Annotated in this window: 23 protein-coding genes and 1 riboswitch; of the genes, 11 read left to right on the plus strand and 12 right to left on the minus strand. The window is 64.9% G+C overall.

Going from position 1 to position 24,241, the window contains the following annotated elements; genetic code table 11:
* Positions 1–82: 82 nt before the first annotated feature.
* Positions 83–296, minus strand: a riboswitch (cobalamin riboswitch).
* A gap of 89 nt (positions 297–385) precedes the next feature.
* Positions 386–724 carry a P-II family nitrogen regulator gene (gene glnK / locus ACPPVV_RS01770; RefSeq protein WP_426701769.1) on the minus strand — a complete coding sequence of 113 codons (339 nt, stop codon included), beginning with the start codon at positions 722–724 and terminating at the stop codon, positions 386–388.
* Positions 725–904: 180 nt separating this feature from the next.
* Here glnK and ACPPVV_RS01775 point away from each other — a divergent pair, with 180 nt between their 5' ends.
* The 3 genes from ACPPVV_RS01775 to ACPPVV_RS01785 all read left to right on the plus strand — a co-directional run bounded on the left by ACPPVV_RS01775 (position 905) and on the right by ACPPVV_RS01785 (position 4,668).
* On the plus strand, positions 905–1,165 hold the full coding sequence (locus ACPPVV_RS01775) for an accessory factor UbiK family protein (protein WP_426701770.1): 261 nt from the start codon (positions 905–907) through the stop codon (positions 1,163–1,165).
* Positions 1,166–1,313: 148 nt separating this feature from the next.
* Positions 1,314–2,813 (plus strand): YifB family Mg chelatase-like AAA ATPase, encoded by a 1,500-nt coding sequence (locus ACPPVV_RS01780; RefSeq protein WP_426701771.1) that lies wholly within the window; start codon positions 1,314–1,316, stop codon positions 2,811–2,813.
* A gap of 67 nt (positions 2,814–2,880) precedes the next feature.
* Positions 2,881–4,668, plus strand: a complete 1,788-nt coding sequence (locus tag ACPPVV_RS01785) for a cation:proton antiporter (protein WP_426701772.1) — start codon at positions 2,881–2,883, stop codon at positions 4,666–4,668.
* Positions 4,669–4,764: 96 nt separating this feature from the next.
* On the opposite strand, the gene aceA is transcribed toward ACPPVV_RS01785, so the two are convergent.
* Positions 4,765–6,060, minus strand: a complete 1,296-nt coding sequence (gene aceA / locus ACPPVV_RS01790; protein ID WP_426701773.1) for an isocitrate lyase — start codon at positions 6,058–6,060, stop codon at positions 4,765–4,767.
* A 99-nt stretch (positions 6,061–6,159) separates the two neighbouring features.
* Entirely contained in the window at positions 6,160–7,773 is a 1,614-nt protein-coding gene (gene aceB / locus ACPPVV_RS01795; RefSeq protein ID WP_426701774.1) for a malate synthase A, read from the minus strand.
* A gap of 122 nt (positions 7,774–7,895) precedes the next feature.
* Between aceB and ACPPVV_RS01800 the strand changes: the two genes are divergently transcribed.
* Positions 7,896–8,936, plus strand: coding sequence for a LysR family transcriptional regulator (locus tag ACPPVV_RS01800; RefSeq protein WP_426701775.1), 1,041 nt, complete (start codon positions 7,896–7,898; stop codon positions 8,934–8,936).
* A 17-nt stretch (positions 8,937–8,953) separates the two neighbouring features.
* Here the strand turns inward: ACPPVV_RS01800 and ACPPVV_RS01805 are convergent, their stop codons facing one another.
* From ACPPVV_RS01805 to ACPPVV_RS01835, 7 genes are all read right to left on the minus strand, one after another.
* Complete coding sequence (locus ACPPVV_RS01805) at positions 8,954–9,550, minus strand: 1-acyl-sn-glycerol-3-phosphate acyltransferase (RefSeq protein WP_426701776.1); 597 nt, start codon at positions 9,548–9,550, stop codon at positions 8,954–8,956.
* A complete protein-coding gene (gene arfB, locus ACPPVV_RS01810) occupies positions 9,547–9,969 on the minus strand; it encodes an alternative ribosome rescue aminoacyl-tRNA hydrolase ArfB (protein WP_426701777.1) in 423 nt (140 codons plus the stop codon). The genes ACPPVV_RS01805 and arfB overlap by 4 nt, the downstream gene beginning before the upstream one ends.
* 310 nt (positions 9,970–10,279) lie before the next feature.
* Complete coding sequence (locus ACPPVV_RS01815) at positions 10,280–10,987, minus strand: pseudouridine synthase (RefSeq protein WP_426701778.1); 708 nt, start codon at positions 10,985–10,987, stop codon at positions 10,280–10,282.
* A 106-nt stretch (positions 10,988–11,093) separates the two neighbouring features.
* Positions 11,094–12,734 carry a ubiquinone biosynthesis regulatory protein kinase UbiB gene (gene ubiB / locus ACPPVV_RS01820; protein WP_426703142.1) on the minus strand — a complete coding sequence of 547 codons (1,641 nt, stop codon included), beginning with the start codon at positions 12,732–12,734 and terminating at the stop codon, positions 11,094–11,096.
* A 5-nt stretch (positions 12,735–12,739) separates the two neighbouring features.
* A complete protein-coding gene (locus ACPPVV_RS01825; RefSeq protein ID WP_426701779.1) occupies positions 12,740–13,390 on the minus strand; it encodes a ubiquinone biosynthesis accessory factor UbiJ in 651 nt (216 codons plus the stop codon).
* Between the two features lie 80 nt (positions 13,391–13,470).
* Positions 13,471–13,938 carry a tRNA (uridine(34)/cytosine(34)/5-carboxymethylaminomethyluridine(34)-2'-O)-methyltransferase TrmL gene (trmL, locus tag ACPPVV_RS01830; RefSeq protein ID WP_426701780.1) on the minus strand — a complete coding sequence of 156 codons (468 nt, stop codon included), beginning with the start codon at positions 13,936–13,938 and terminating at the stop codon, positions 13,471–13,473.
* Between the two features lie 40 nt (positions 13,939–13,978).
* Positions 13,979–14,182 carry a hypothetical protein gene (locus tag ACPPVV_RS01835; protein WP_426701781.1) on the minus strand — a complete coding sequence of 68 codons (204 nt, stop codon included), beginning with the start codon at positions 14,180–14,182 and terminating at the stop codon, positions 13,979–13,981.
* A 269-nt stretch (positions 14,183–14,451) separates the two neighbouring features.
* On the opposite strand from ACPPVV_RS01835, the gene ACPPVV_RS01840 reads away from it, so the two are divergent.
* From ACPPVV_RS01840 to pssA, 7 genes are all read left to right on the plus strand, one after another.
* Entirely contained in the window at positions 14,452–17,322 is a 2,871-nt protein-coding gene (locus ACPPVV_RS01840) for a M16 family metallopeptidase (RefSeq protein WP_426701782.1), read from the plus strand.
* Between the two features lie 137 nt (positions 17,323–17,459).
* Positions 17,460–17,870, plus strand: coding sequence for a DUF4156 domain-containing protein (locus ACPPVV_RS01845; protein WP_426701783.1), 411 nt, complete (start codon positions 17,460–17,462; stop codon positions 17,868–17,870).
* Positions 17,871–17,987: 117 nt separating this feature from the next.
* Positions 17,988–18,494: a MarR family transcriptional regulator gene (locus tag ACPPVV_RS01850; protein WP_426701784.1), complete on the plus strand. Its 507-nt coding sequence runs from the start codon at positions 17,988–17,990 to the stop codon at positions 18,492–18,494.
* A gap of 3 nt (positions 18,495–18,497) precedes the next feature.
* On the plus strand, positions 18,498–20,603 hold the full coding sequence (locus ACPPVV_RS01855; protein ID WP_426701785.1) for an FUSC family protein: 2,106 nt from the start codon (positions 18,498–18,500) through the stop codon (positions 20,601–20,603).
* Positions 20,593–20,793 (plus strand): DUF1656 domain-containing protein, encoded by a 201-nt coding sequence (locus ACPPVV_RS01860; RefSeq protein ID WP_426701786.1) that lies wholly within the window; start codon positions 20,593–20,595, stop codon positions 20,791–20,793. Before ACPPVV_RS01855 ends, ACPPVV_RS01860 begins: the two co-directional genes overlap by 11 nt.
* Before the next feature lie 10 nt (positions 20,794–20,803).
* Positions 20,804–21,841 (plus strand): biotin/lipoyl-binding protein, encoded by a 1,038-nt coding sequence (locus ACPPVV_RS01865; RefSeq protein ID WP_426701787.1) that lies wholly within the window; start codon positions 20,804–20,806, stop codon positions 21,839–21,841.
* 77 nt (positions 21,842–21,918) lie between these two features.
* The gene (gene pssA / locus ACPPVV_RS01870; protein ID WP_426701788.1) at positions 21,919–23,319 is read left to right on the plus strand and encodes a CDP-diacylglycerol--serine O-phosphatidyltransferase; all 1,401 of its coding nucleotides are present in this window, start codon (positions 21,919–21,921) and stop codon (positions 23,317–23,319) included.
* Positions 23,320–23,376: 57 nt separating this feature from the next.
* On the opposite strand, the gene ACPPVV_RS01875 is transcribed toward pssA, so the two are convergent.
* Together ACPPVV_RS01875 and ACPPVV_RS01880 are read right to left on the minus strand one after the other, a co-directional pair.
* Positions 23,377–23,979 carry a GNAT family N-acetyltransferase gene (locus tag ACPPVV_RS01875; RefSeq protein ID WP_426701789.1) on the minus strand — a complete coding sequence of 201 codons (603 nt, stop codon included), beginning with the start codon at positions 23,977–23,979 and terminating at the stop codon, positions 23,377–23,379.
* A gap of 19 nt (positions 23,980–23,998) precedes the next feature.
* Positions 23,999–24,205, minus strand: a complete 207-nt coding sequence (locus ACPPVV_RS01880) for a YdcH family protein (protein ID WP_189441388.1) — start codon at positions 24,203–24,205, stop codon at positions 23,999–24,001.
* Positions 24,206–24,241 lie beyond the last annotated feature (36 nt).

Raw genomic sequence — 24,241 nt, forward strand, 5'->3', positions numbered from 1 at the left:
GCGACGCGCAAGCCGGGCGCCGGACGGCGACCTGCTCCACGACGCACTTCCCCGCGGAAGCCGTCACTACGCACCGGGACATGTTCGTCCCGATGTGCCGGCAGGTCTTCGGGCTTGCGGACATGGATCTTTCGATCCGCCTACTTGCCCTCGCTTCCCGGTCGCTGTGGACCAGTGCGTGTGAGAGCGTTCGTTTCCGCTTTACCGCTGCGGGGCAGTTCCGGATTCACACCGGATTCCCTTTTAAGCCCGACCGATGTCTCATCTGGTCGGGCACCGACGGACACAACATATCGGGTGGCCTGGGCAGGGTCAACCCAATAACTTGTGCATAAGTCGTGTTGTGGGCTGGATGCGGCGAGCGCCGGTGCGGGCTGCGGCGAATTTACAGCGCGTCGTGATCCAGCTCGCCAGTGCGGATGCGGATTACCTGTTCCAGCGTGCTGACGAAGATCTTGCCATCGCCGATCTTGCCGGTGCGGGCGGAGTTCTGGATCGCTTCCAGCACGCGATCGAGCTGGTCGTCGGCGACGGCCACCTCCAGCTTGATCTTGGGCAGGAAATCGACCACGTATTCGGCACCGCGGTACAGCTCGGTGTGACCCTTCTGGCGGCCGAAACCCTTCACTTCGGTTACCGTGACGCCCTGCACGCCGACTTCGGCCAGCGCTTCGCGCACGTCGTCCAGCTTGAACGGCTTGATGATCGCCACGACCAGCTTCATGAATTTTCCTCGGGAAGGCATCGGCCAGGGCCAAAGCCGCATTCTGCCCGTCTGGTTGGGTGTTGTCGCCTGAGCGGGGCCCGTGTAGGACAATCCCTACAATTTCTGACGGAGCCTACCGATGGCGCAACCGATTTCCATTCACCTAGTATTTACCCCGACGAGTGCGAGGCGCTGTCCATGATGGATAGGCAGGATATCGATCAGATTGCCCTGCGGCTTGTGTCGTTGGTACCGCCAGGACTGGCACAGGCGCATCAGGATTTGCGAGCCAACTTCCAGGATGTTCTGGCGCAGGGATTGCGCCGCCTCGACCTGGTCACCCGCGAAGAATTCGAAGTCCAGTCCCAGGTGCTGGCGCGTACCCGCGCCAAGGTCGACGAATTGGAGCGACGCGTGGCCGAACTGGAGGCTGCCGTGGCTACTCGCATGGGTCAGTGACAATCACCTCCCGGGAGCCGCCTCCGATCCGTCACCCTCACCCCGAGAACGATCGGAGGCGGTTATTTATCCAGCGCCGCTGATGGAGCCGCTCGATGTTTGTGTCAGTCAGCGCCCCATCTGCCAGCGATCAGCGACCAGTGGCTGCATGAGTCTTGCGGTCACCCTCAGCCGAGCCCAGGAAGGGATCGCCGCACCGCAGGTGATGGTCGAGGTACACCTTTCCGGCGGTTTGCCGTGCACCAATATCGTGGGCCTGCCCGAGGCTGCGGTGCGCGAGGCGCGCGACCGCGTGCGCGTGGCGATCCAGAATACCGCCTTCGAATATCCCAATCGCCGCGTCACCGTGAACCTGGCGCCAGCCGAACTGCCCAAGGATGGCGGCCGTTTCGATCTGCCGATCGCGCTGGGCATCCTGGCGGCCAGCGGTCAGGTGCCGCGCGAGAAGCTGGACGATTGCGAGTTCCTTGGCGAGCTGGCCCTGACCGGGTCGCTGCGCAGAGTGTCCGGCGTACTGCCAGCGCTGCTGCGCGCCCGTGCGCGCGGACGCCGCGTGGTGGTGCCGCGTGAAAATGCCGCCGAAGCGGCGCTGGTGGCGGACGTGGATGTACGCGTCGCCGATACGCTGGCCGAAGTATGCGGCTGGCTGCGCGGCGCGCACGAGTTGTCGATGCCGGTGGGCATTCCCAGCGATGGCGGTGCCGACGATGGTCCGGACCTGGCCGATGTGCGCGGCCAGTTGCAAGCGCGACGCGCATTGGAAATCACCGCTGTCGGTGGCCATCACCTGTTGCTGATCGGGCCGCCAGGCACCGGCAAGACCATGCTGGCCGAGCGCCTGGCCGGCATTCTGCCGCCGCTGTCAGAATCGGAGGCACTGGAGACCTGCGCGGTGCTCTCGGTGTCGGGCCAGACCACCGACCTGGCACGCTGGCGGCGCCGGCCCTTTCGCTCGCCGCATCACACGGCGTCGGCGGTGGCACTGGTGGGTGGCGGATCGTATCCGCGCCCCGGCGAAATTTCGCTGGCGCACAACGGCGTGCTGTTCCTGGACGAGCTGCCCGAATTCAGCCGGCATGTGCTGGAGGTTCTGCGCGAACCGATGGAATCCGGGCACATCATGATTTCGCGGGCGGCACGGCAGTCCACGTTTCCCGCGCAGTTCCAGCTGATCGCGGCGATGAATCCCTGTCCCTGCGGATACGCCGGAGATCCGGCCCAACGCTGCCAATGCACGCCGGACCAGATCCAGCGTTATCGCTCGCGCATTTCCGGGCCACTGCTCGACCGCATCGATCTTTGCGTGGAAGTGCCGCCGGTACCGTTGGCTGATCTGGGTGGACCGCGTAGCGGGCGTGACGAGGATTCCGCCACGGTGCGCGCGCGTGTACTGGAGGCGCGCCGTCAATCCCTGATGCGGGCGGGGCGGCCGAACGCCGAGATCAGCACCCGCGAACTGGAGCGCGATTGCGCGTTGGGCGCCGCCGAACGACGCTGGTTCGAGACCGCGCTGGAACGCCTCGGCCTGTCCGCGCGCGCATACCACCGCGTGTTGCGGGTAGCTCGCACCATTGCCGACCTCGATGGCGGCGCGGCGCTGCTCGAGCGCGAACACCTGGCCGAAGCATTGCAGTACCGGCGATTCTGATACCGCCCGGCTGGACGTCTGCGGCGTCACATGGTTCGATAGCCGCCCGATCTTCCCAAGGAATGCGATGACTATCGAGCTCGGCCTGATGCTCGCCGGCATGCTGATGATCGGCTTTCTGGCGCAGTGGCTTGCCTGGCGGGTCAAACTTCCGGCAATTCTGTTTCTGTTGCTGGCGGGTATCGTGCTCGGACCGGGCAGTGGCTTGCTCGATCCGGACAAACTGCTGGGCGAGCTGTTGTTTCCGACCGTGTCGCTGGCGGTGGCGTTGATCCTTTTCGAAGGCAGCCTGACCTTGCGCTTCCACGAGCTGCCGGGCATCGGCAAGGCGGTGCGCGGGCTGGTCAGCTACGGCGCCATAGCCTCGCTGCTGCTGCTGGCACTGGCCGCGCACGTGGTTGCCGGTCTGGCGTGGCCGATCGCGTTGCTGTTCGGCGCGCTGGCCTGCGTGACCGGACCGACCGTGATCGCACCGATGCTGCGCACCTTGCGACCGAACGCGCGCATCGCCAATACGCTGCGCTGGGAAGGCATCGTGATCGATCCGCTCGGCGCACTGTTCGCGGTGCTGATCTACGAAGCCATCGTGTCGCGGCAGGAAGGCCACACCATCGGCATCTTCGTCGCCACGATCGGTTGCGGTATCGTGATCGGCGCACTGTCTGCGTGGTTGATGGCGTTTTTCCTGCGCCGGCAGATGATCCCCGAATACTTGCAGAATTATTCCGTGCTGGCGGCGGTGCTGCTGGCTTTCAGCGTTTCCAACACACTCACGCATGAGTCCGGTTTGCTGGCGGTGACGATCATGGGCATCTCGCTGGGCAACCTGCGCGGCGTGCACATCGACGACATTCTCGACTTCAAGGAAAGCCTCACCACGGTGCTGGTGTCGCTGCTGTTCATCCTGCTGGCGGCGCGACTGCACTGGCCGTTGCCGGACGGCATGCTGGGCGCGGGCATTGCCTTGTTCGTCATCGCGCAACTCGTGGTACGACCGTTGACCGTGGCGATCTCCAGTTTCGGCAGCGGGTTGAACTGGCGCGAGCGCGCACTGATCGGCTGGGTGGCGCCACGTGGCATCGTGGCAGCGTCGGTGTCGGCGTTGTTTGCGCTGCGGCTGGATGCCCTGGGCGTGCCGGGTGCCGACGCGCTGGTGCCGCTGGTGTTCACCCTGATCATTGGCACGGTGCTGCTGCAGAGTGCCACCGCGCGACCGCTGGCGATCTGGCTGAAGGTGGCCGAACCGGAGCCGCGCGGCGTATTGATCTTTGGCTCCGATCGGGTGGCGCGCGTGATCGGCAAGGCGCTTGGCGAAACGGGTTTCCACGTCATTCTGGCCGACGACGACTGGGACGGCATCCGCCAGGCGCGAATGGAAGGCCTGGTCACCTTTTTCGGCAATCCCGCCTCGCCCCATGCGGAACGTCATCTGGACCTCACCGGCATTGGCCGCCTGCTGGCGGTGTCCACCCATCGCGAACGCAATTCGCTGGCTTGCGTGCACTACCGCCAGGAGTTCGGTCGCGAAAAGGTGTATCGGCTGCGCAACCTGACTCCCCAGGAAAACACCGATCGCGCGGCGTTGGCCGGCAGCCTGCTGGCGCCGCCGTTGTTCGACGAGGAAATGACCCACGGCCGTTTTGCCGAGATGCTGGAGCAGGGCTGGCGGATCAAGTTGACCCGGCTCAGCAACACCTTCGACTGGCCGCACTTCATCGAGCAATACGGTTCGAACACGGTGCTGATGTTCGGCGTGGAAGAGAAGGGCGCATTGCGGGTGGCTTCGGCCAAGCGCGAACTGGAGCCGAAACCAGGCTGGACGGTGATCGCCCTGGTGCCTCCAGCGGAAGAATGACAAACCTGTCCGTAGGAACCCGCTGGCGGCGATGCTTTCAATAGATGAAAAGAGCATCGCCCGCCAGTGGGCTCCTACCCGGGTTTCGGTTGGACGTTATGCCGCCGAGGCCTGCTTGAACTGCGCTTCCTCGGTTGAACCCTTCAATGCGGTGGTCGAGGACTGACCCTGCTGGATCGCCTGGGTGACCGCGTCGAAGTAACCGGTACCCACCTCGCGCTGGTGCTTCACCGCGGTGAAGCCACGGTCGGCGGCGGCGAATTCCTTTTCCTGCAATTCCACGAACGCACTCATCTGGCGACGCGCGTAGCCGTGCGCCAGGTCGAACATGCCGTAGTTCAGGCTGTGGAAGCCGGCCAAGGTGATGAACTGGAACTTGTAGCCCATCGCGCCAAGTTCCTTCTGGAAGTTGGCGATGGTGGCGTCGTCCAGGTTCTTCTTCCAGTTGAAGCTGGGCGAGCAGTTGTACGCCAGCATCTTGCACGGGAACTTCGCATGGATCGCCTCGGCGAAACGGCGTGCGTCATCCAGGTTCGGCTTGCTGGTCTCGCACCAGATGAGGTCGGCGTATGGCGCGTAGGCGAGGCCGCGACTGATCGCCTGATCCAGGCCCGGACGCACGCGGTAGAAACCTTCGACGGTGCGCTCACCGGTGATGAACGCCTTGTCGTTGTCGTCGATGTCCGAGGTCAGCAGATCGGCAGCATCCGCATCGGTGCGTGCGACCAGCAAGGTCGGCACGCCGGCGACGTCGGCGGCCAATCGCGCGGCATTCAATTTGTCGACCGCTTCGCGGGTCGGCACCAGCACCTTGCCGCCCATGTGGCCGCACTTCTTCACCGAGGCCAGCTGGTCCTCGAAGTGCACGCCGGCGGCGCCGGCCTCGATCATCGCCTTCATCAGCTCGAACGCATTCAGCACGCCACCGAAACCGGCCTCGGCGTCGGCCACGATCGGCACCAGCCAGTCGCAGTCGTCCTTGCCTTCGGCGTGGTGCAATTGGTCAGCGCGCAGCAGGGTGTTGTTGATGCGCTTGACCACCAGCGGCACCGAGTTGGCCGGGTACAACGACTGGTCCGGATACATCTCGCCGGCCACGTTCGCATCGGCGGCGACCTGCCAGCCACTCAGGTAGATCGCCTGCAGGCCGGCCTTGACCTGCTGCATCGCCTGGTTGCCGGTCAATGCACCCAGCGCATTGACGAAGTCTTCCTTGTGCAGCGATTTCCACAGGCGCTCGGCACCGCGACGGGCCAGCGAATGCTCCACCGCCACGGTGCCACGCAGGCGCACCACGTCCTCGGCGGCGTAGTTGCGCTGGACGCCGGTCCAGCGGGGATTGTTGTTCCAGTCCAGCGTGATCTGTTCGGCGGTGGGCAGCGTGGTCTTCATGGCATGGCTCCGTGGCGAAGGTGGCATGTGGGAGCGACTTCAGTCGCGATGCTTTGACGAATCGCGGCTGAAGCCGCTCCCACAAGAGGTTGGGCAGGCTCAGACGAGTTCGTCGTAAGCCGGCAGGGTGAGGAAGTCGCCAAGCGTGCTGGCGTGGGTCATCGCCGTGAGCAGGGTGGCAGCGGCATCGGCGCGGGCGGCGCCGGGGTGTTGGCTGTCGCGCAGGTGATGGGCATGCGCGGCCACGGCGCGATCGAACAGCGCGAAATCGATCGGCGCCTGGTCGGGGAATTCGAGTGCGTCCGTGTCCGAGCCGTCGGCATGATGCAGCCATTGCCACAGCTGGGCGCGGGCGATCTCGGCGGTGGCGGCGTCCTCCATCAGGTGATGGATCGGCACGCAGCCGAGACCGTCCAGCCAGGCCGCGGTGTAGCGCAGGCAGACCTCGACGTTGTTGTCGAAACCGGCGCGCGTGATCGTGCCGTTCGGTGCAGCCAGCAATTGTTCGCGCGTCACCTGCACGTCCTTGCGCAGCATGCTCAGCTGATTGGGTGCCGGCATGTATTTATCGAAAATCTCCTGCGCCACCGACACCAGCGCCGGGTGCGCGACCCAGGTACCGTCGTGGCCGGCCTGCACTTCGCGCAGTTTGTCGGCGCGCACCTTGGCCAACGCTGCGTCGTTCGCCGTCGCATCGCCCTTGATCGGGATCTGCGCGGCCATGCCGCCCATCGCGAATGCGCCGCGTCGGTGGCAGGTCTGGATCAGCAGCTCGGAATATGCTTTCAGGAACGGCGCGGTCATGCCGACCTGGGCGCGTTCCGGCAGCAGCCGGTCGCGGTGACCGCGCAAGGTCTTCAGGTACGAGAAGATGTAATCCCAGCGACCGCAATTGAGTCCCACCGCACGACGGCGCAACGCGTGCAGGATTTCGTGCATCTGGAATGCCGCCGGCAGCGTCTCGATCAGCACGGTGGCTTTCATCGTGCCCACCGGCAACTGCAGTTCGGCCTCGGCCGCCGCCATCACTTCGTCCCAAAGCGCGGCTTCTTCCATCGCCTCCAGCTTGGGCAGGTAGAAGTACGGGCCGCGCTGGCGGCTGTGCAGCGCACGGGCGTTGTGGAACGCAAACAGGCCGAAGTCGACCAGCGCGCCGGACATCGGTTCGCCGTCCACGCTGAAGAACTTGTCGTGCAGGTGCCAGCCGCGTGGACGTACCACCAGCACCGCCGGGTTGGCGTTGACGCGATAGCTCTTGCCCTCGGCCGAGCGGAATTCGATCGTGCCGTTCACCGCATCGCGCAGGTTGGCCTGGCCGTCGAGCTGGTTGGCGAAGGTGGGTGCCGAGGAATCCTCGAAGTCGGCCATGAACACTTTCGCGCCGGAATTGAGCGCGTTGATGATCATCTTGCGCTCGACCGGGCCGGTGATCTCGACGCGGCGATCCTGCAGCGCGGCCGGAATGGGCGCCACGGTCCATTCGGACTCGCGGATCGCGACCGTGTCGGTGCGGAAATCCGGCAAGGCGCCGGCGTCGTAATCCGCCTGGCGCAGTTGCCTGGCCTGCAACAGCTGCTGCCGGACGGGCTCGAAGCGGCGATGCAACCGACCCAGGAACGCCAGCGCGGCGGGGGTCAGGATGCTGTCGTTACCGGTGCCGGAGGCCCGCACTTCGGCGGCCCCGATATCCAGTCGTTCCTGCGGTACTGCCATGAGATCGCTCCGTGTCGTGATGACTCGAAGCTAGGGCAGCAATCATGTATTTGACAAAGCAAATGTTTCAATCATTACTATGAGCATAATTAATAACATCTGCAAGATGCTGAAAATAAAGTATGAAAAAGCCGGAAAGTGAGCTGAACAAAGCAAAAAAGGGGCGTCGGGGCGCAGCTGGAAAGCGCGCGGACGACGGGCCGGCGGCCGAAGGTAGCGGCCGTTACTACTACAAGGGCAACCGCCACAAGCAGCTGCGGGCCTTTGTCAGCGTGGTGAAACTGGGCACGCTGACCCGCGCCGCCGAGGCGTTGTATCTGTCCCAGCCCACGATCAGCCTGCAGTTGCAGGCGTTGGAGCGGGAGCTCGGAACAAGCCTGCTGGAACGCCGGCGCCGCCGCATCAATCTCACCGACGCCGGCGAAGCGCTGTACGAACTGGCCCGGCCGCTGATCGAAGGCTGGGACACGCTGGACCGCGACTTCCAGGCCAAGGTGAAGGGTTTGCAGGCCGGCCGGCTGACCATCGCCGCGGGTACCTCGACCATCCAGTATCTGTTGCCCGAGCTGGTGCGCCGTTACCGCGAGCGTTTTCCCGCGGTGCAATTGCAGCTGGCCAACGTCACCGGCAAGGACGGCATGACCCTGCTGCGCGCCGATGAGGCCGACTTCGCGGTCGGTTCCATGCTGGACGTGCCGAACGACATCGCCTGGGCGCCGGTGCACCACTACGACCCGATGCTGATCATGCCGCCAGATCATCCGCTGGCGGCGAAACAGAAGATCACGCTGGAGGACATTTCGCCGTACGGCCTGATCCTGCCGCCGCAGCGACTGTCCACCTACCGACTGGTCGACCTGGTGTTCCAGCAACGCCAGGTGCCCTACCACGTGGCGATCGAGGTCGGTGGCTGGGACGTGATCAAGGAATACGTGGCGATGGGCATGGGCATCTCGATCGTCACCGGCATCTGCATTACCGAAGCCGACCACGCGCGGTTGGCCGTGCGCAACATGAAACAGTATTTCCCACAGCGCAGCTACGGCGTGGTGATGCGCAAGGGCAAGTTCCTCAGTGCCGAGGCACGCGCTTTCATCGACCTTATCCGGCCCGGGCTGTTGACGCATCGCGAGCACGACGACCCGGGGCACTCGCAGCGCTGATGCAGGTATTGCGCCCGTCAGACGTTGCGATGTTTGCCCTTGAACGGCGCGTAGAACGCGCGCAGACGGGCGATGTCGGCGTCCATGTCGGCGCTGGTGTCGAACAGCGGGCCGAGCTGGATGGTCTTGTCGGGGTAGTGGAAGGCAACCGGGAAAATGGGTACGCCGGCGTCGTGCGCGATATGCCAGAAACCGCTCTTCCAGCGCGCCACCGGCTTGCGCGTGCCCTCCGGTGCGATACCCAGCCAGAGCTGCTTGCGCTGGCCGAACTCGTCGATCATCTGCTCCACCACACCCTTGGCGGCACCACGGTCGATCGCCATGCCGCCAAGCCGGCGCAGCAGGCCACCGAGCGGGCCGTGGAACAGCTCCTGCTTGGCCATGAAGTGCACGTCGGCGCCGATCGCCACCTTGATCAGCAGCCCCCACACACCGTCCCACCAGGACGAATGCGGTGCGGCGATGAGCACCAGTTTGGGGGTGTCCGGGAAGTCGCCGACCAGACTCCAGCCGTTAAGACGCAGCACACCGCGACAGGCGCGACGCTGCCAGCCGTCGCGCAGTTTCGGCATCTGCGCTGGCAGCTGGACGGGAGTGAACAAACGTCCCTTCATTCCAAGTCCGGTTTGCGCGAGCGCGCTTGCTTGATCTTGCCGCGCTGCTGCTTGCCGACAAGTCGGCGTTCCTTCGAGGCACGGGTTGGCTTGGTGGCGACGCGTTTCTTCGGCGGCAGCAGCACGCCGCGGATGATCTCGACCAGCCTTTCGCGCACGTCATCGCGGTTGCGCGCCTGGTCGCGGAAACGGCGGCCCTGGATCACCAGCACGCCTTCGGCGGTGAGCCGACGGTCGCGCCGGGCCAGCAATCGTGCGCGAACTTCTTCCGGCAGCGATGGCGAGTTGATCGCGTCGAAGCGCAGTTCCACCGCGCTCTCGGTGCGGTTCACGTGTTGTCCCCCGGGGCCGTCCGCACGCAGAAAGCGTTCGACCAGTTCGGACTCCGGCAGAGCAATGGTGGGACTAATGGCGAGCATGGTGTGAGTGTAGAGGCGCGGACGATGGGAGACGAGGGGAGCATGCCACCGATGCGATATCAGGACCGCCTTGCGGCAGTGTGGCGTGGCTTGAACGGCCAACTTGCAGCATCGATCGTCTCGAGTCGAACTCAGGTAGAAGCGATCGGCCCGGCCAAAGTGCCTGGCGGTCCGAGCGGGTTGTCGCTCGCGTGTTGAATCCAAATGGACCTTGCGACGCATCCAGGCTGCCAACACCGCGAATGCCGCAGTGCAAAGCGAAGGAGCTCAACGGACGACTTGCCTTATCCCGGCCGAGTGGTCCCTCTCCTCAAGCCGCATCCTCGGCGTTCTTCCAACCGAAACGCGCCAGCAGTCCTGCGAATGCCTCGTCCAGCGGAGCCTCGATCTGCATCGACACGCCAGTTAGCGGGTGCGCGAAGCGTACGCGTCTGGCGTGCAGCAGCATCCGGTGGCAACCGAAGTGCTGCTTGTACAGCCGGTTGTGGTCACCACGGCCGTGCTGGCAATCGCCGATCACCGGGTGATGGATGTGCGCCAGGTGCTTGCGGATCTGCCGGAAGCGGCCGCTTTCCGGCTCAGCCAGCAACAGGGCGTAGCGTTGCTGCGGATAGCGGCCGAGTTCGATCGGCACTTCGGTCGTGGCCAGTTGTCGGTACTGCGTGCGTGCTTCGCGACGCGGGCCGGTTTCGCGTGAGCCAGGTAGCGGGTAATCGATCACGCCTTCGGTCGGCTCCGGCCAGCCGCGCACCACCACCAGATACTGCTTGTGCACCGAGCGGCCCATGAATTGCTCACCCAGCGCGGCGGCGACTTCACGTGAACGTGCGACCAGCAGCACGCCGCTGGTCGCACGGTCGAGCCGATGGGCCAGATAGACGTTGTCGCCGACCTGTTCGCGCAACAGGTCGATCAGGAACTCCTCGGCGTTGCCCACCATCTTCGAACGGTGCACGGCGAGACCGGCCGGTTTGTTCACCGCGATCAGCGCATCGTCCTGATAGAGAATGTCGAGCATGTGAGTTTGCCGGAAGGGTGTCGGTACAGTTGTGGGAGCGACTTCAGTCGCGATCGCCTTGAGCAAGAGCATCGCGACTGAAGTCGCTCCTACAGGGCCGGTACGCTTAGCGAGGGCGCGGCCAGCCGATTGCAAACGCCAGCATGCCGGCGACGCCTGCGCATAACGGCGGCCAGATGCCGTGCTGTGGCGACAGCGTGCCCAGCAGAATCGCACCGATCAGCAACGTGCTGCCGAGCAGGCTGCAGGCGAGCAGTTTGTGCTGGCGGTTGGCGTTGTCCAGGCTCAGCTTCAGTGCCAATGGATCGCTCGCCACGCGTTGCTCGCCGCGGCCGATCTGGCGCAGCGCGTCGCGTACCAGTTCGGGGAATTGCGGTGCTTCATGCAGCCATTCGGGCAGCCGCTTGCGTACTTCGCGCAGGGTGCGCAACGGACTATAGCGCTCGCGCAAAATGCGTTTCAGCACCGGATGCGCCACGGCCCAGATGTCGATCTCCGGATCGAGCATGCGGCCGACGCCTTCGATGTTGAGCAGGGTCTTCTGCAACAGGATCAACTGCGGTTGCAGGGTCAGCTCGAAGCGGCGCGCGGTCTGGAACAGCTTCACCACCAGCTCGGCCAGGGAGATCTGCGACAGCGGGCGGGTGAAGTACGGTTCGCATACGGTGCGCACGGCGGCTTCGAGTTCGTCCAGCCGTACGTTGGCGGGCATCCAGCCGGCGGCGACGTGCAACTGCGCGATGCGCGCGTAGTCGCGCTCGAACAGCGCGATGAAGTTCTGCGCCAGCCAGTACTGGTCGGCCTCGGGCAGCGAGCCCATGATGCCGAAATCCAGTGCGATGAAGCGCGGCTCGTCCAGACGCGTGGGGTCGACCCAGATGTTGCCGGGGTGTGCGTCGGCGTGAAAGAAATTGTCGCGGAACACCTGCTCGTAGAACACCCGCACGCCTTTCGCGGCGAGCGCCTTGCGGTCGAGCCCGGCGGCGTCGATCGCGGCGATGTCGTCGCTGCTCAGGCCGTGCACGCGTTCCAGGGTCAGTACGCGGGCGCTGGTCAGCTCCCAGTGCACTTCGGGCACGTAGAGGTCCACGCCGCTGGCGAAGTTGCGCTTGAGCAGGCTGGCGCTGGCGCCTTCGCGCTGCAGGTCCAGCTCGTTCTCCAGCATTTTCTCGACTTCGGCCACGACATCCAGCGGCCGGATCTTGTCGGCGTTCGGGTGCCAGCGTTGGGCCAGTTCTCCAAGCGAGCGCAGCAGCTTCACGTCGCGTGCGATCTGCGCATCGATGCCAGGGCGCAGCACCTTCACCACCACTTCGCGGCCATCATGCAGGGTAGCCGCGTGGACCTGGGCAATCGAGGCGGAGGCCAGCGGCGTCTCGTCGAACCGGGCGTATAGACGGCCAACTGGTGATTTCAGTTCGCCTTCGACGATCGCCCGTGCTTCGCTGCCGGGGAACGGTGCGACCTGGTCCTGCAGCAGGGCCAGCTCGTCGGCAATGTCGGCGGGCACCAGATCGCGGCGAGTCGACAGCACCTGGCCGGCCTTGACGAAGATCGGACCTAGTTCGGTCAATGCGTGGCGCAGGCGGGCGCCGCGCGACAACCCGCGGATATCCACGCGCGGACGTGCCACCAGTGGTCGCAGCAATTTCAGCGGGCGGTACAGGTGGGCGGCGTCGACCAGCTCGTCGAGCCGGTGCGCCAACAACACCGATGCCACCCGCAGCAGGCGGGGGACCACTTTCAGCGGCGTCACGCGGCGTTGCCCGGTAGGCGCTGCAACAGTCGTTGCACGCGCGATTCAAGCCGTTCGCTGCGTTCGCGCACCGCGTCCACGCCATCAAGGAATCCCTCGATCTCGCCCGGCGCCATCGCCACGCGCGCCTCGTCCCGTAGCCAGTCGGCGGTATCTTCGGTGAGGTGGCTGGCGGTCTCGCGGGCGTGGGTCAGACCCTTGCGCACCGCTTTGGCCAGCGGCACGCCGAGTACGTCGCCGAAGGTGCGGGCGAAGGCTTCTTCGAAATCGGGAGCGAACTTGCTCGCCAGTTTTTCCAGGCGGCGCGCCAGTTCGGCGTCACCGGCAATCTCCACTTTCCCTGGCGCGATGCCGTCGTCATCGCGGCGAAACATCATCGCGAGCAGGCTGCCTGGGGTGGCGGCCACCTTCAACTGGCTGTCGTCCTGTGGCGGGCCGACTTTCAGACGCCCCTCGTTGACAGTGATGGCGAGCGCGAGTTCCGGCCCGCGCAGGTGCAGTTGCACGCTTCGGCCATTCAACGCGGCCAGCCTCTGCTGCGTATCCGGATCCAGCGACAGGGTGTGGTTCAGTGCGGTTTCCAGCGCACGTCCGGCGAGCTTGCGCAGCGGCTGTGGCAACCAGGAGTTGGGGATGACGGCGTTCATCCGGCGATTGTAGCTGCGGACGGCGCTGGTGCGGTCTTCGGGGGGGGGGAAGAGCGTCGCGACGGAAGTCGCTCCCATGGCTACAGCTTGGCGCCGGCGAAACCGAGTTGACGCCAGGCTTCGTAGACGGCCACGGCGACCGTGTTCGACAGGTTCAGGCTGCGGCTGGCGGGGCACATCGGCAGGCGCAGGCGCTGTTCGTCGGGAATCGTTTCCAGTACTTCAGCCGGCAAGCCGGCGGTTTCGCAACCGAACAACAGCGCATCGCCGTCGGCAAAGCGGGCATCGATATGGACGACCTGGCCGCGCGTGGTGAACGCGAACACGCGCGGTGTGCCGATGGCGTCGAGGCAACGGGCCAGGTCGTCGTGCACCTGGACGCTGGCGTACTCGTGGTAGTCCAGCCCGGCGCGGCGCAACCGTGCATCGTCAAGCTCGAAACCGAGCGGTCGGATCAGGTGCAGCGCGGCGCCGGTGTTCGCACACAGGCGAATCACGTTGCCGGTGTTCGGCGGGATCTCGGGGCGGAACAGGATGACATGCAGCATCCGTCTATTATCGCGTGTCCACCAGGATTCCGTCGAACGCTCAGCCTGGGACCCGCGGGCAGATCACGCCGTCCGCCGGCAGCGCGCAGCTGTTTGGCGCGACCAGCAGGACAGTCCCGATGCTGTTGCCGCCGACAAGCCGCACGGAGGGCGGCGTGGCCGTAAGCATGGCGCCGAAGATCAGGCCGCAAACGGCGAAGCAGGCGAGGAACAGGCCGCGCAACATCAATACTTCGAATTTCATGTCATGTCTCCGATGAGTGGTAAAAAACCCTGTGTACCAAGGAGAGCAAGCCGCGTGCCAAGTCGAAATATTATTTCAAGTTACTGATTTGAAATAATATTAGTAATGTTCATGGACCCGCCGAGGTTGTCCGCGGACAGCTGGGTGCACGCCACCGGACAGCCGGACACCTGGCCCGCCTGTCGTGGCGACCCCTGACGCAGGTCATTTGCGATGCGCCATCGCCGCCGCTAGCCTGCGTGGACTTATTCGTGAAAGGGAGATTCGCCGTGGTAAAGAAACCGCTCGCCTTGCTGATCGCAGGTTTGCTGACTCTCGTCGGTGCGCCGCCATGGGCACAGGCCGCCACCGCAACTGCTCCGGCAACCACCGCAGCCCGGGAAATTCCCGAGCTTGCGTATCAGCGGTTTACCTTGCCGAACGGATTGACCGTGGTGGTGCACGAGGATCACAAGGCACCGGTGGTGGCGGTCAGCGTGTGGTATCACGTGGGTTCGTCCTATGAGCCCGCTGGCAAGACCGGTTTCGCGCACCTGTTCGAACACCTGATGTTCCAGGGTTCGGAAAACCACAAGGACGAATACTTCAAGCCGTTCGAGCTGGCCGGTGCCACCGACCAGAACGGCACCACCTGGCTCGATCGCACCAACTACTTCGAGACCGTGCCCACCAGCGCGCTCGACATGGCCTTGTGGATGGAGTCCGATCGCATGGGCCATCTGCTCGGTGCGATCGGCCTGCCGCAGCTGGACGAGCAGCGCGGCGTGGTGCAGAACGAGAAACGCCAGGGCGAAAACCAGCCGTACGGCCGAGCCAGCGAGCTGATCCAGGCCGAGGCCTTCCCGGCCAATCATCCGTACCACCACGACACCATCGGTTCGATGGCCGACTTGAACGCCGCCTCGCTGGGTGACGTCAAGCAGTGGTTCCGCGATTACTACGGTGCCGCCAATACGGTGGTGGTGCTGTCCGGCGACATCACGCCGGCGCTGGCGAAGCAAAAGATGCTGAAATTCTTCGGCGACATCGCCGCCGGCCCGCAGGTACCGCGACCGCAGCCGTGGGTGGCGCCGCGTGACAGCTCGACGCACGGCACGATGACCGACAACGTGGCGCAGACGCGCATCTACCGCGAGTGGAACGTGGCGCCGCGCGGAACCACCGATGAGAACCTGCTCGAACTGGCCGCCGCCGTGCTGGGCGGCAGCAAGACATCGCGCCTGTACCAGCGACTGGTGTATCAGGACAAGCTCGCCGACGACGTGTCGGTCGACGTCGACCAGCACGTGCTGGCCAGCATGTTCGAGCTGCAGGTGGACGTGAAGAAAGGCGTCGATCCGGCGAAGGTCGAAGCGGCCATCGCCGATGAGTGGCAGAAGTTCCTGAAGGACGGTCCCACCGCCGACGAGCTGGCGCGGGTCAAGACGGAAACCCGCGCGTCGTTCGTGCGCGGGCTCGAAAACGTCAACACGCAGGCGTCGATCCTGGCCCAGGGGCAGCTGTACCAAAACGATCCGGGTGCGTACCTCAAGGACTTCAACGAATTCATGGCGGCCACGCCGGCCAGTGTCGGCGCGGCGGCAAACAAGTGGATCGCCAAGGGCGATTACACGTTGACCGTGCTGCCAGGCAAGGTCGACGCCAGCGATACCGCGACCGCCACCGGCCGCGCGGCGGCCACCGGTGCGCCGGCACCGGTGCTATCGGCCAAGGGTGACTACCGCGTCGTCAAGAGTGACGTCGACCGTGGCAAGGGCGTGCCCGAAGTCAGCACGTTCCCCGACCTCAGTTTCCCCGCCCTGCAACGCGGCAAGCTCGACAACGGCGTCGAAGTGATCCTGGCCGAGCGCCACACGGTGCCGGCGGTGCAACTGCAGTTGCTGTTCGACGCCGGCTACGCAGCGGATCAGGGTCGCAAGCTGGGCACGTCCAGCTTCACCATGAACATGCTCGACGAGGGCAGCAAGGATCTGGATTCGGTAGAGATCGCCAAACGCAAGCAGCGCCTGGGTGCGATCATCGACAGCGGTTGCGGCCTGGATTACTGCAACGCTTCGCTGAATGCGCTCAACGACCAGCTGAAGCCGTCGCTCGAGCTGTTCACCGACATCGTGCGCCATCCGGCCTTCCGCGAAACCGACATCAGCCGGCTGCGCGGCCAGTGGCTGGCGCGCATTGCGCAGGAGAAGAGCCAGCCCACCGGCATCGCGCTGCGCACCCTGCCGCCGTTGCTGTACGGCAAGGGTCATGCGTATGCCATCCCGTTCACCGGCTCCGGCACCGAGGCATCGATCACCTCGCTGGATGCCGCCGACATGCGCCAGTTCATGACCGATTTCATCCGTCCGGACAACATGAAGATCCTGGTGGCCGGCGACACCACGCTGGCGCAGATCATTCCGCCATTGAACGCGGCGTTCGGCAACTGGAAGGCGCCGGCCAGCAAGCTGCCGGTGAAGAACATCGGCAAGGTCGCACCGCCGAAACAGGCACGCGTGTATCTGGTCGATCGTCCGGGAGCGCAGCAGAGCCTCGTACTTGCGGGCAGCCTGGCACCATCGACGAAGGCGCCGAACAATCTGGAAATCCAGACCATGAACGGCGCGTTCGGCGGCACCTTCACCTCGCGCCTCAACATGAACCTGCGCGAGGACAAGCACTGGGCCTACGGCGCTTTCAGCTTCCTGCAGAACGCCCAAGGCCAGCGTCCGTTCTTGCTGTACGCGCCGGTGCAGACAGACAAGACGGCGCCGTCGGTGGCCGAGATGCTGAAGGAGGCCAATGGCGTCATCGGCAGCAAGCCGCTGACCGACAAGGAGATCGACAAGATCAAGGTCGGCGACGTGCGCAGCATGCCCGGTGGCTACCAGACCACGTCGGCGGTGATGGGTGCGCTGCAGGGCATCGCGCTGTACAACCGTCCGGACGATTACGTGCAGACCATGAAGTCGCGCATCGAGGCGCAGAGCGATGCCTCGGTGGAAGCGGCCGCGAAGGAGATCATCCATCCGGACCAGCTGACCTGGGTGATCGTCGGCGACCTCAAGAAGATCGAGGCACCCATCCGCGCGCTGAAGCTCGGTGACGTGCAGGTGCTGGACGCCGACGGCTTGCCGGCCGGCAAGCCGGCCACTCCGTAACATCGGGCGCCGATCCGGCGCCACCTGTTTCGGATTCGTTGGGGGACGCGTCGGCGTCCCCGCGTTAGGATGGTGGCCGGGCCGGCGACGGCCCGGCCGATTTGTTTTCACACCTTGTCACTGCTGCGGAGCTACCCATGCGCAAGACCCTGTTGTTGCTCGTCCCCGTGTTGTTGCTGAGCGCCTGCAGCAACTGGGGCATCACCATGGACGACGCGGCAAAGAACGTGCGTACGGCCTGGACCGGCGACCTGTCCGGCTGCCGCGACCTGGGCAAGGTCACCGTGTCGGTGATGGACCACGTCGGCCCGGTCAATCGCAATGGCATCACCGTGCGTGACGAGCTGGAAGTATTGGCCCGCAACGAGGCCGCCAAGATGCATGCCGACACCATCAAGCCACTGGCCGATCCCGTCGACGGTTCGCAGCCATGGGGTGCTTACCAGTGCGGTGCGCACCAGATCATGCCGACGCGTTCGCCGAACGCTCCGGTCGACCCCGCTGGCGCGCCCGGCAAGGCGCAGACCTTCCCGGTACACAGTGGCTGAGCCTCAATCGGTTCGGCACGACAGAAGCGCCCTTCGGGGCGCTTTTTTTTGGGCTTGCGCTGGCCGGGCGATCGGCATAAAATTCACAAATAGATATTACATAAATGTACAAAATTCATGACATCCAACACGAGCAGTTTCTTTCCCACCGAGCAGCGCCTGGCGATCACGTGCCGGCGCCATCCGGCTTTTCCACGCGAACCGGCGGTGCTGGTGCGGCTGGTCAAGCACATCTACAAGCGCGTGCACGACGACGCCAACGCCATGCTCAAGCCATGGGGCATCAATCATCCGGAATACAACCTGCTGATGATGCTGTACGGCACCGAGGGGTACACGCTCAATCCCTCGCAGCTGGCCGAAGCGGCCGGCGAAAAGTCCGCCAACATCACGCGGCTCACCAATGAGTTGTGCGATAAGCAGCTGATCGAACGTACGGCGGGTGATGCGGACCGCCGCAAGGTAACGCTGACTCTCACGGAGGCAGGCGTGGCGATGATCGAGAATTTCCTGCCGGACATCTGCGCGTTGCTGGATCGGCAGACGGTCGGCCTGCAGCCGCGCGACATGGCGCAACTGGAGAAGCTGCTGAAGAAATTCCTGGATCAGCTCGACCAGGCCTGAGCGATGTCCGTCACTGCCATGGAATCCGTGCAAGCTTCGTCGCGTTGGCCGTGGCTGGCGGATTTCCTTGCCGGCGAACGACGCGCGTGGATTTTCGTCGGCAAGACGCTGCTGGCGATCTACCTGGCCGCGTGGCTGGCGATGTGGTTGCAGCTGGAGCAGCCGTCGACCACGATGATCACCGTGGCGATCGTGATGCACCCACATAGCGGCATGGTGCTGGCGAAGAGTTTTTATCGCGTGATCGGAACGCTGGCGGGCAGTCTGTGCGGACTGCTGCTGATGGCGGCTTTTCCGCAACAGCGCGAACTGTTCCTGCTCAGCCTGTCGCTGTGGGTGGCGTTGTGCGCCGGCGGCGCGATGCTGTATCGCAACTTCATGTCCTACGGTTTCGTGCTGGCCGGCTATACGGCCGCCATCGTCACGCTGCCGGCAATCAGCAATCCGCTCAACGTGTTCGACTCCGCCGTGATGCGCGTCAGCGAGGTGTTGCTCGGCATCGTGGTGGCGGCCGTGGTCAGCGATCTGATCCTGCCCGAGCGGCTGCGCATGGTGTTGCGCCAGAGTGCACGCGAGCAATTTGCGCAGTTCATCGATTTCGTGCGCGGCAGCACGGGTGGCAGCATCCCGCGCGCGCAGATGGAGCAAGCCCACCTGGCTTTCGTGCGTGCGGCGGTGCGGCTGGAAGACCTGCGCGCCTCGGTGATCTTCGAGGATCCGGAGGCGCACGCACGCAGCACCCGCATGCGCCTGCTCAACCAGCGCTACATGGCTGCCTCGACCAGCTTCCAGTCGCTGCATCATCTGATCAACCGTTTGCAGCGTGGTGGCCGCGCGACCGTGGCCGATGCGTTGATTGCGTTGTATCGACCGATCGGCGCCGCACTCACGCCGGAGCCGATACAGCTGCACGATCCGGCGGTGCTGGCGTCGCGGCTGAGCGCATGCGTGACCCGACTGCCGGCACAGGCGCAGACATTGCACGCATCGCTGGGCGAACCGGCCGCACAACTGGAATTCGACACCGGCGCGGCCTTGCTGCAGCGCTTCGCGCAGGAGCTGCGCGATTTCACCGTGACCGAGGATTCGTTGAGCGGCAAGCAGCTGCACGGCAGCGTGGAGCGCGTGCATTTTCGCCGCGGCAACGACTGGGCCGGTGCGGCGATCGCAGTGCTGCGGACTTTTCTCACGATGGGCGCGCTGAGTGCGTTCTGGCTGGCCAGCAGCTGGGATTTCGGTTCCATCGCCATGTTGCTGGCGACGATTTTCAGTGGCTTGCTGGCGGCCTCGCCGAATCCGCTCACCGCCGCGGCGTACACGCTGTACGGCTATGCAGCCGGCATGCTCGCTGCTTTTGTGGTGGAGTTCGGGTTGCTGCCTGGCAGCGATGGTTTTCCCATGCTGATCGCCGCCAGCGCCGCGTTCATGCTGATCGGTCCATACCTGAGCACGCGCGACACGTTGCCCGGTGTAGGCGCCGGTTACACGCTCGGCTTCGTCTATATCCTGGCGCTGAAAAATCCGATGGTCTATGACCCGGCGCATTTCCTCAACGACGCGGTCGCACAGGTGGTGGGACTGGCCCTGTCCGGCGTCGCCTTCGTGTTCGTGCCGAAGGTGACCGGTACCGGCTGGCAGCGCGCACGCCAGTTGCGCCGCCTGCGCGGGCAGGTGACGCTGGCCGCGACCGAACCGCTGCCGGGACTGGCTTACCGCTTCGAAAGTGTCAGCCGCGACCTGTTCCAGCAGGTGGTCACGCACACGCGACCGGGCAGTGCCGAATCACGCAATCTGCTGGCGTGGGGACTGGCGGTGCAGGAGAGTGGTCGCGCGGTGCTGGAGCTGCGCCAGGACCTCGCCGCTGGCGGAATCGCACCGGCCATCCGCGACACCGCCCGTGCGGCATTGCAGGCAGTGGCGCACCTCTATCGCCAGCCCGATGCCGCGCGCTGGCGAGACGCCGACCTCAGGGTGCGCGAGGCGATCGCGGTCGCCGGCGGTGATCAGCCGGTGCGGCTGCATCTGTATCAACTGTTCAGCGCGTTGCGCGATGACGAGTCGCCACTCGCTACCTACCTTCCTCCGCGGGAGTCCGCCGATGCCGCATGAAGTCTCCTTCCACGGCGTGCTGATGCCCGGACTGCTGGCGGTGTTCATCGGTTGCCTTTTGCTGATGGTGCTGCTCGACCTGCTGGTCGGGCGGCTCGGCCTGTATCGGCATGTCTGGCATCCGTCGCTGTTCCGGCTTGCCCTGTTCGTCTGTCTGTTCGGCGCCGCCGGACTGTTGCTGCTTCGTTGAAATCATGGCCATGAAAATCCAGTCGCTCTTGCGTTTCCTGATCACCGCCGCCGTTGTCGTCATCGCCGTGTTGCTCGGCCATGCGCTGTGGAAGCATTACCTGTATTCGCCGTGGACCCGCGATGGCCGCGTGCGTGCCGAGGTCGTACGCGTCGCGCCGGATGTCTCCGGACTGGTGACCCGGGTTGCGGTGATCGACAACCAGCTGGTGCACAAGGGAGACGTGCTGTTCGTGGTCGACCAATCGCGTTTCAGCAATGCGCTGAGCCAGGCCGAGGCCAATCTCGCCGCGTCCGAAGCCAGCGCCCGCGCGGCCGGTGCCAGCATCAGTTCCGCGCTGGCCGCCGCGTCCGCACGCAGGGCCGAATACGAGATGCGTCAGCAACAGGCACAGCGCCGTCAGCAGATGGGCGACCTGATCGCGAAGGAGGATCGCAATGACGCGGTGTCCACCGCCAATTCCGCCCTGGCCACCTGGCAGCAGGCCAAAGCCGGCGGCAACCAGGCCGGCGCCGCGCGGGAGCAGGCGCAGTCCGCGGTCGAACAGGCCCAGGTGGCGCTGGATCTGGCCAGGCTGAACCTGCAACGCACCGAAGTGCGCGCGCCGGTGGACGGCTATGTCACCAATCTGGATGTCCGTGTCGGCGACTACGCCGCGGCGGGTGGTGCCCGACTGGCGCTGATCGACAGTCACAGCTACTACATCTACGGTTACTTCGAAGAGACCAAGCTGCCGCAGCTGCGCGTGGGTGATCCGGTCGACGTTCGCCTGATGGCCGGCGGCGTGCATCTGAAAGGCACCATCAGCGGCATCGCCCACGGCATCACCGACAGCGACAACCCGACCGGCAGCGACCTGCTTGCCGACGTGAATCCCACGTTCAGTTGGGTGCGGCTGGCCCAGCGTGTGCCGGTGCGCATCGCGATCGATACCGGCAAGTTGCCCGCCGATACGTTGATCGCCGCGGGCATGACCGCCACGATCCAGGTGCAGCCACGCCCGCCGGTTCACGCGAACACCGGCGCGCGCGCCGTGATGGGCCGCTGACGTGGTGGTGGTGAGCCCCCGGTAGGCGCATCCGCCATGGTTTGCGATGATGGGCGTTGTCACCCATCGATGTGCCCATGAACAAGTTGATCTCCGCTCCCGGTCGCCTCGCAAGGCGCATGTTGCCCTTCCCGCGCAGGCGCAAGTCGGACGCCGTGCTGGAGGCGTTGCCGTTCTTCGCGGTCCCTGCTGGCGCGATCGAGGCCTTGCCCGACCCGACGGCCTTCCGGCAGGCCCTGTTGCGACACATCGCGCAGGCCAGTCGACGCATCGTGATCGTCACGTTGTACCTGCAGGACGACGAGGCCGGCCGCGAAGTACTCGACGCGCTGTACGCGGCCAAGGCACGCCAGCCTGCGCTGCGGATTTCGGTGTTCGTCGACTGGCATCGCGCGCAGCGCGGCCTGATCGGCAAGCAGAAGAGCGAAGGCAATGCAGGCATGTACCGCGAATATGCCGAGCGACTCGGCGCGGGCGTGGACATCTACGGCGTGCCGGTGCAGAACCGCGAACTGTTTGGCGTGCTGCACCTGAAAGGTTTCGTGATCGACGACGCGGTGTTGTACAGCGGCGCCAGCCTGAACGATGTCTACCTGGCGCGGCATGGACGCTATCGCCTGGACCGCTATCACCTGTTGCAACATCGCGCGCTGGCTGACGCGATGGCGGCATTCGTGCAACGGCACTTCGTCGACAGCGACGCGGTGCGTCGACTGAACGTCGTCGGCGTGCCGTCCACGAAAATGCTGCAACCGGCGATCCGCGACCTTCGCCAGGACCTGCAGCGTGCGGCTTATGAGGTCCCACCCGCGTCGCTAGGCGACCGCGACGTGGCGGTGACGCCGCTGCTGGGTTTCGGTCGCGGCGACAACACGCTCAACGAGGTGCTGCTGGCCTTGCTGCGCGGCACGCGTCAGCGGTTGATCCTGCTGACGCCTTATTTCAATCTGCCACGCCCGGTGCGGCTTGTGCTGGGCCAGTTGCTGCGCCGCGGTTGCGTCATCGACATCATGGTCGGCGACAAGACCGCCAACGATTTCTACATACCGCCAGGACAACCGTTCAAGACGATCGGCCTGCTGCCCTATCTGTACGAAAACAATCTGCGCCGTTTCGCGCGGACACATCGCCGACAGATCGACAGCGGTCAGTTGAACCTGCACCTGTGGCGCGACGGCGACAACAGCTACCACCTGAAAGGCCTGTTCATCGACGACGACGTGGCCGTGCTGACCGGCAACAACCTCAACCCGCGCGCATGGGCGCTGGACCTGGAAAATGGCCTGGTGCTGCGCGACCCCGCGCACCTGCTGCATGCGATGCATCAGGCCGAGTGGGAAGCGTTGAAGCGACATGCCGTGCGGCTGAACGATTACCACGCGCTGGAAAGCCCGCGGCACTATCCGGCCGACGTGCGCAAGCTGCTCAGGCGGCTCAATCGCACGCGTCTGGATCGCCTGGTCAATCGCCTGCTGTAGGGCGGCGCGCGATGATTTGCGCCAGCGTGGCGAAAAGCATCGCTGGCCAGCGCGTTCCTACGTGTGTGGGGCGAGGCGGTTCAGGCGCGTGTGCAGCCAGTTGTCCACGTTTGGCCATTCTTCGGCGAGGATGCTGAAGCAGACGGTGTTGCGAAGGCTGCCATCGGGTCGGCGCTTGTGCGCGCGCAACACGCCCTCGCGCTGGGCACCGAGGCGTTCGATCGCGCGTTGCGAATCCTCGTTCAGCTCGTCGGTGTGGAAGGCGACGGCCACGCAGCCGAGGGTCTCGAAGGCATGTTCGAGCAACAGGCGCTTGCAGGCGGTGTTGAGGTGGCTTTTCTGCCAGCGCTTTGCGTACCAGGTGTAGCCGATGGCCAGCCGCGGCAATTCGGGTGCGATCTCGTAGTAGCGGGTGGTGCCGACGATGTCGCCGCTGCCGGTTTCGCGGATGGCAAACGGCAACATGTGGCCATCGGCCTGGCCTTGCAGCGCGTTTGCCACGTAATCGTGCGCCTGGCCTGGCGGCGGCACGCTGGTGACCCTGAGATTCCACAGTTCGCCGTCGGCGGCCGCCGCTTCCAGCGCCGGGACGTGATCGAGGCGCAACGGTTCCAGCACGACGTAATCGTCATGCAGCCGGGTCGGGGAAAACGGGTTCATCGGAATTCCAGGCGGGGTTTCAGGCGTCGAGATCGGGGATCAGCTTGCTCTCGAGCCGGGCGATATTGTCTTTCAGCAACAGCTTGCGTTTCTTCAGCCGGGTCAGCTGCAGCTCGTCACGGCCGATCGCGGTGGCAAGCTGGTCGATTGCCGCGTCGAGATCGCGATGTTCCATCTTCAGCTCGGCGAGCAGATGAACGATTTCGGCGTGATCCTGAACCTGCATGACCTGTACCTGTGGCGTGTCGCAACGGTTGGGGGC

This window comes from Rhodanobacter sp. Col0626, from assembly GCF_049994385.1.
GTDB lineage: Bacteria > Pseudomonadota > Gammaproteobacteria > Xanthomonadales > Rhodanobacteraceae > Rhodanobacter.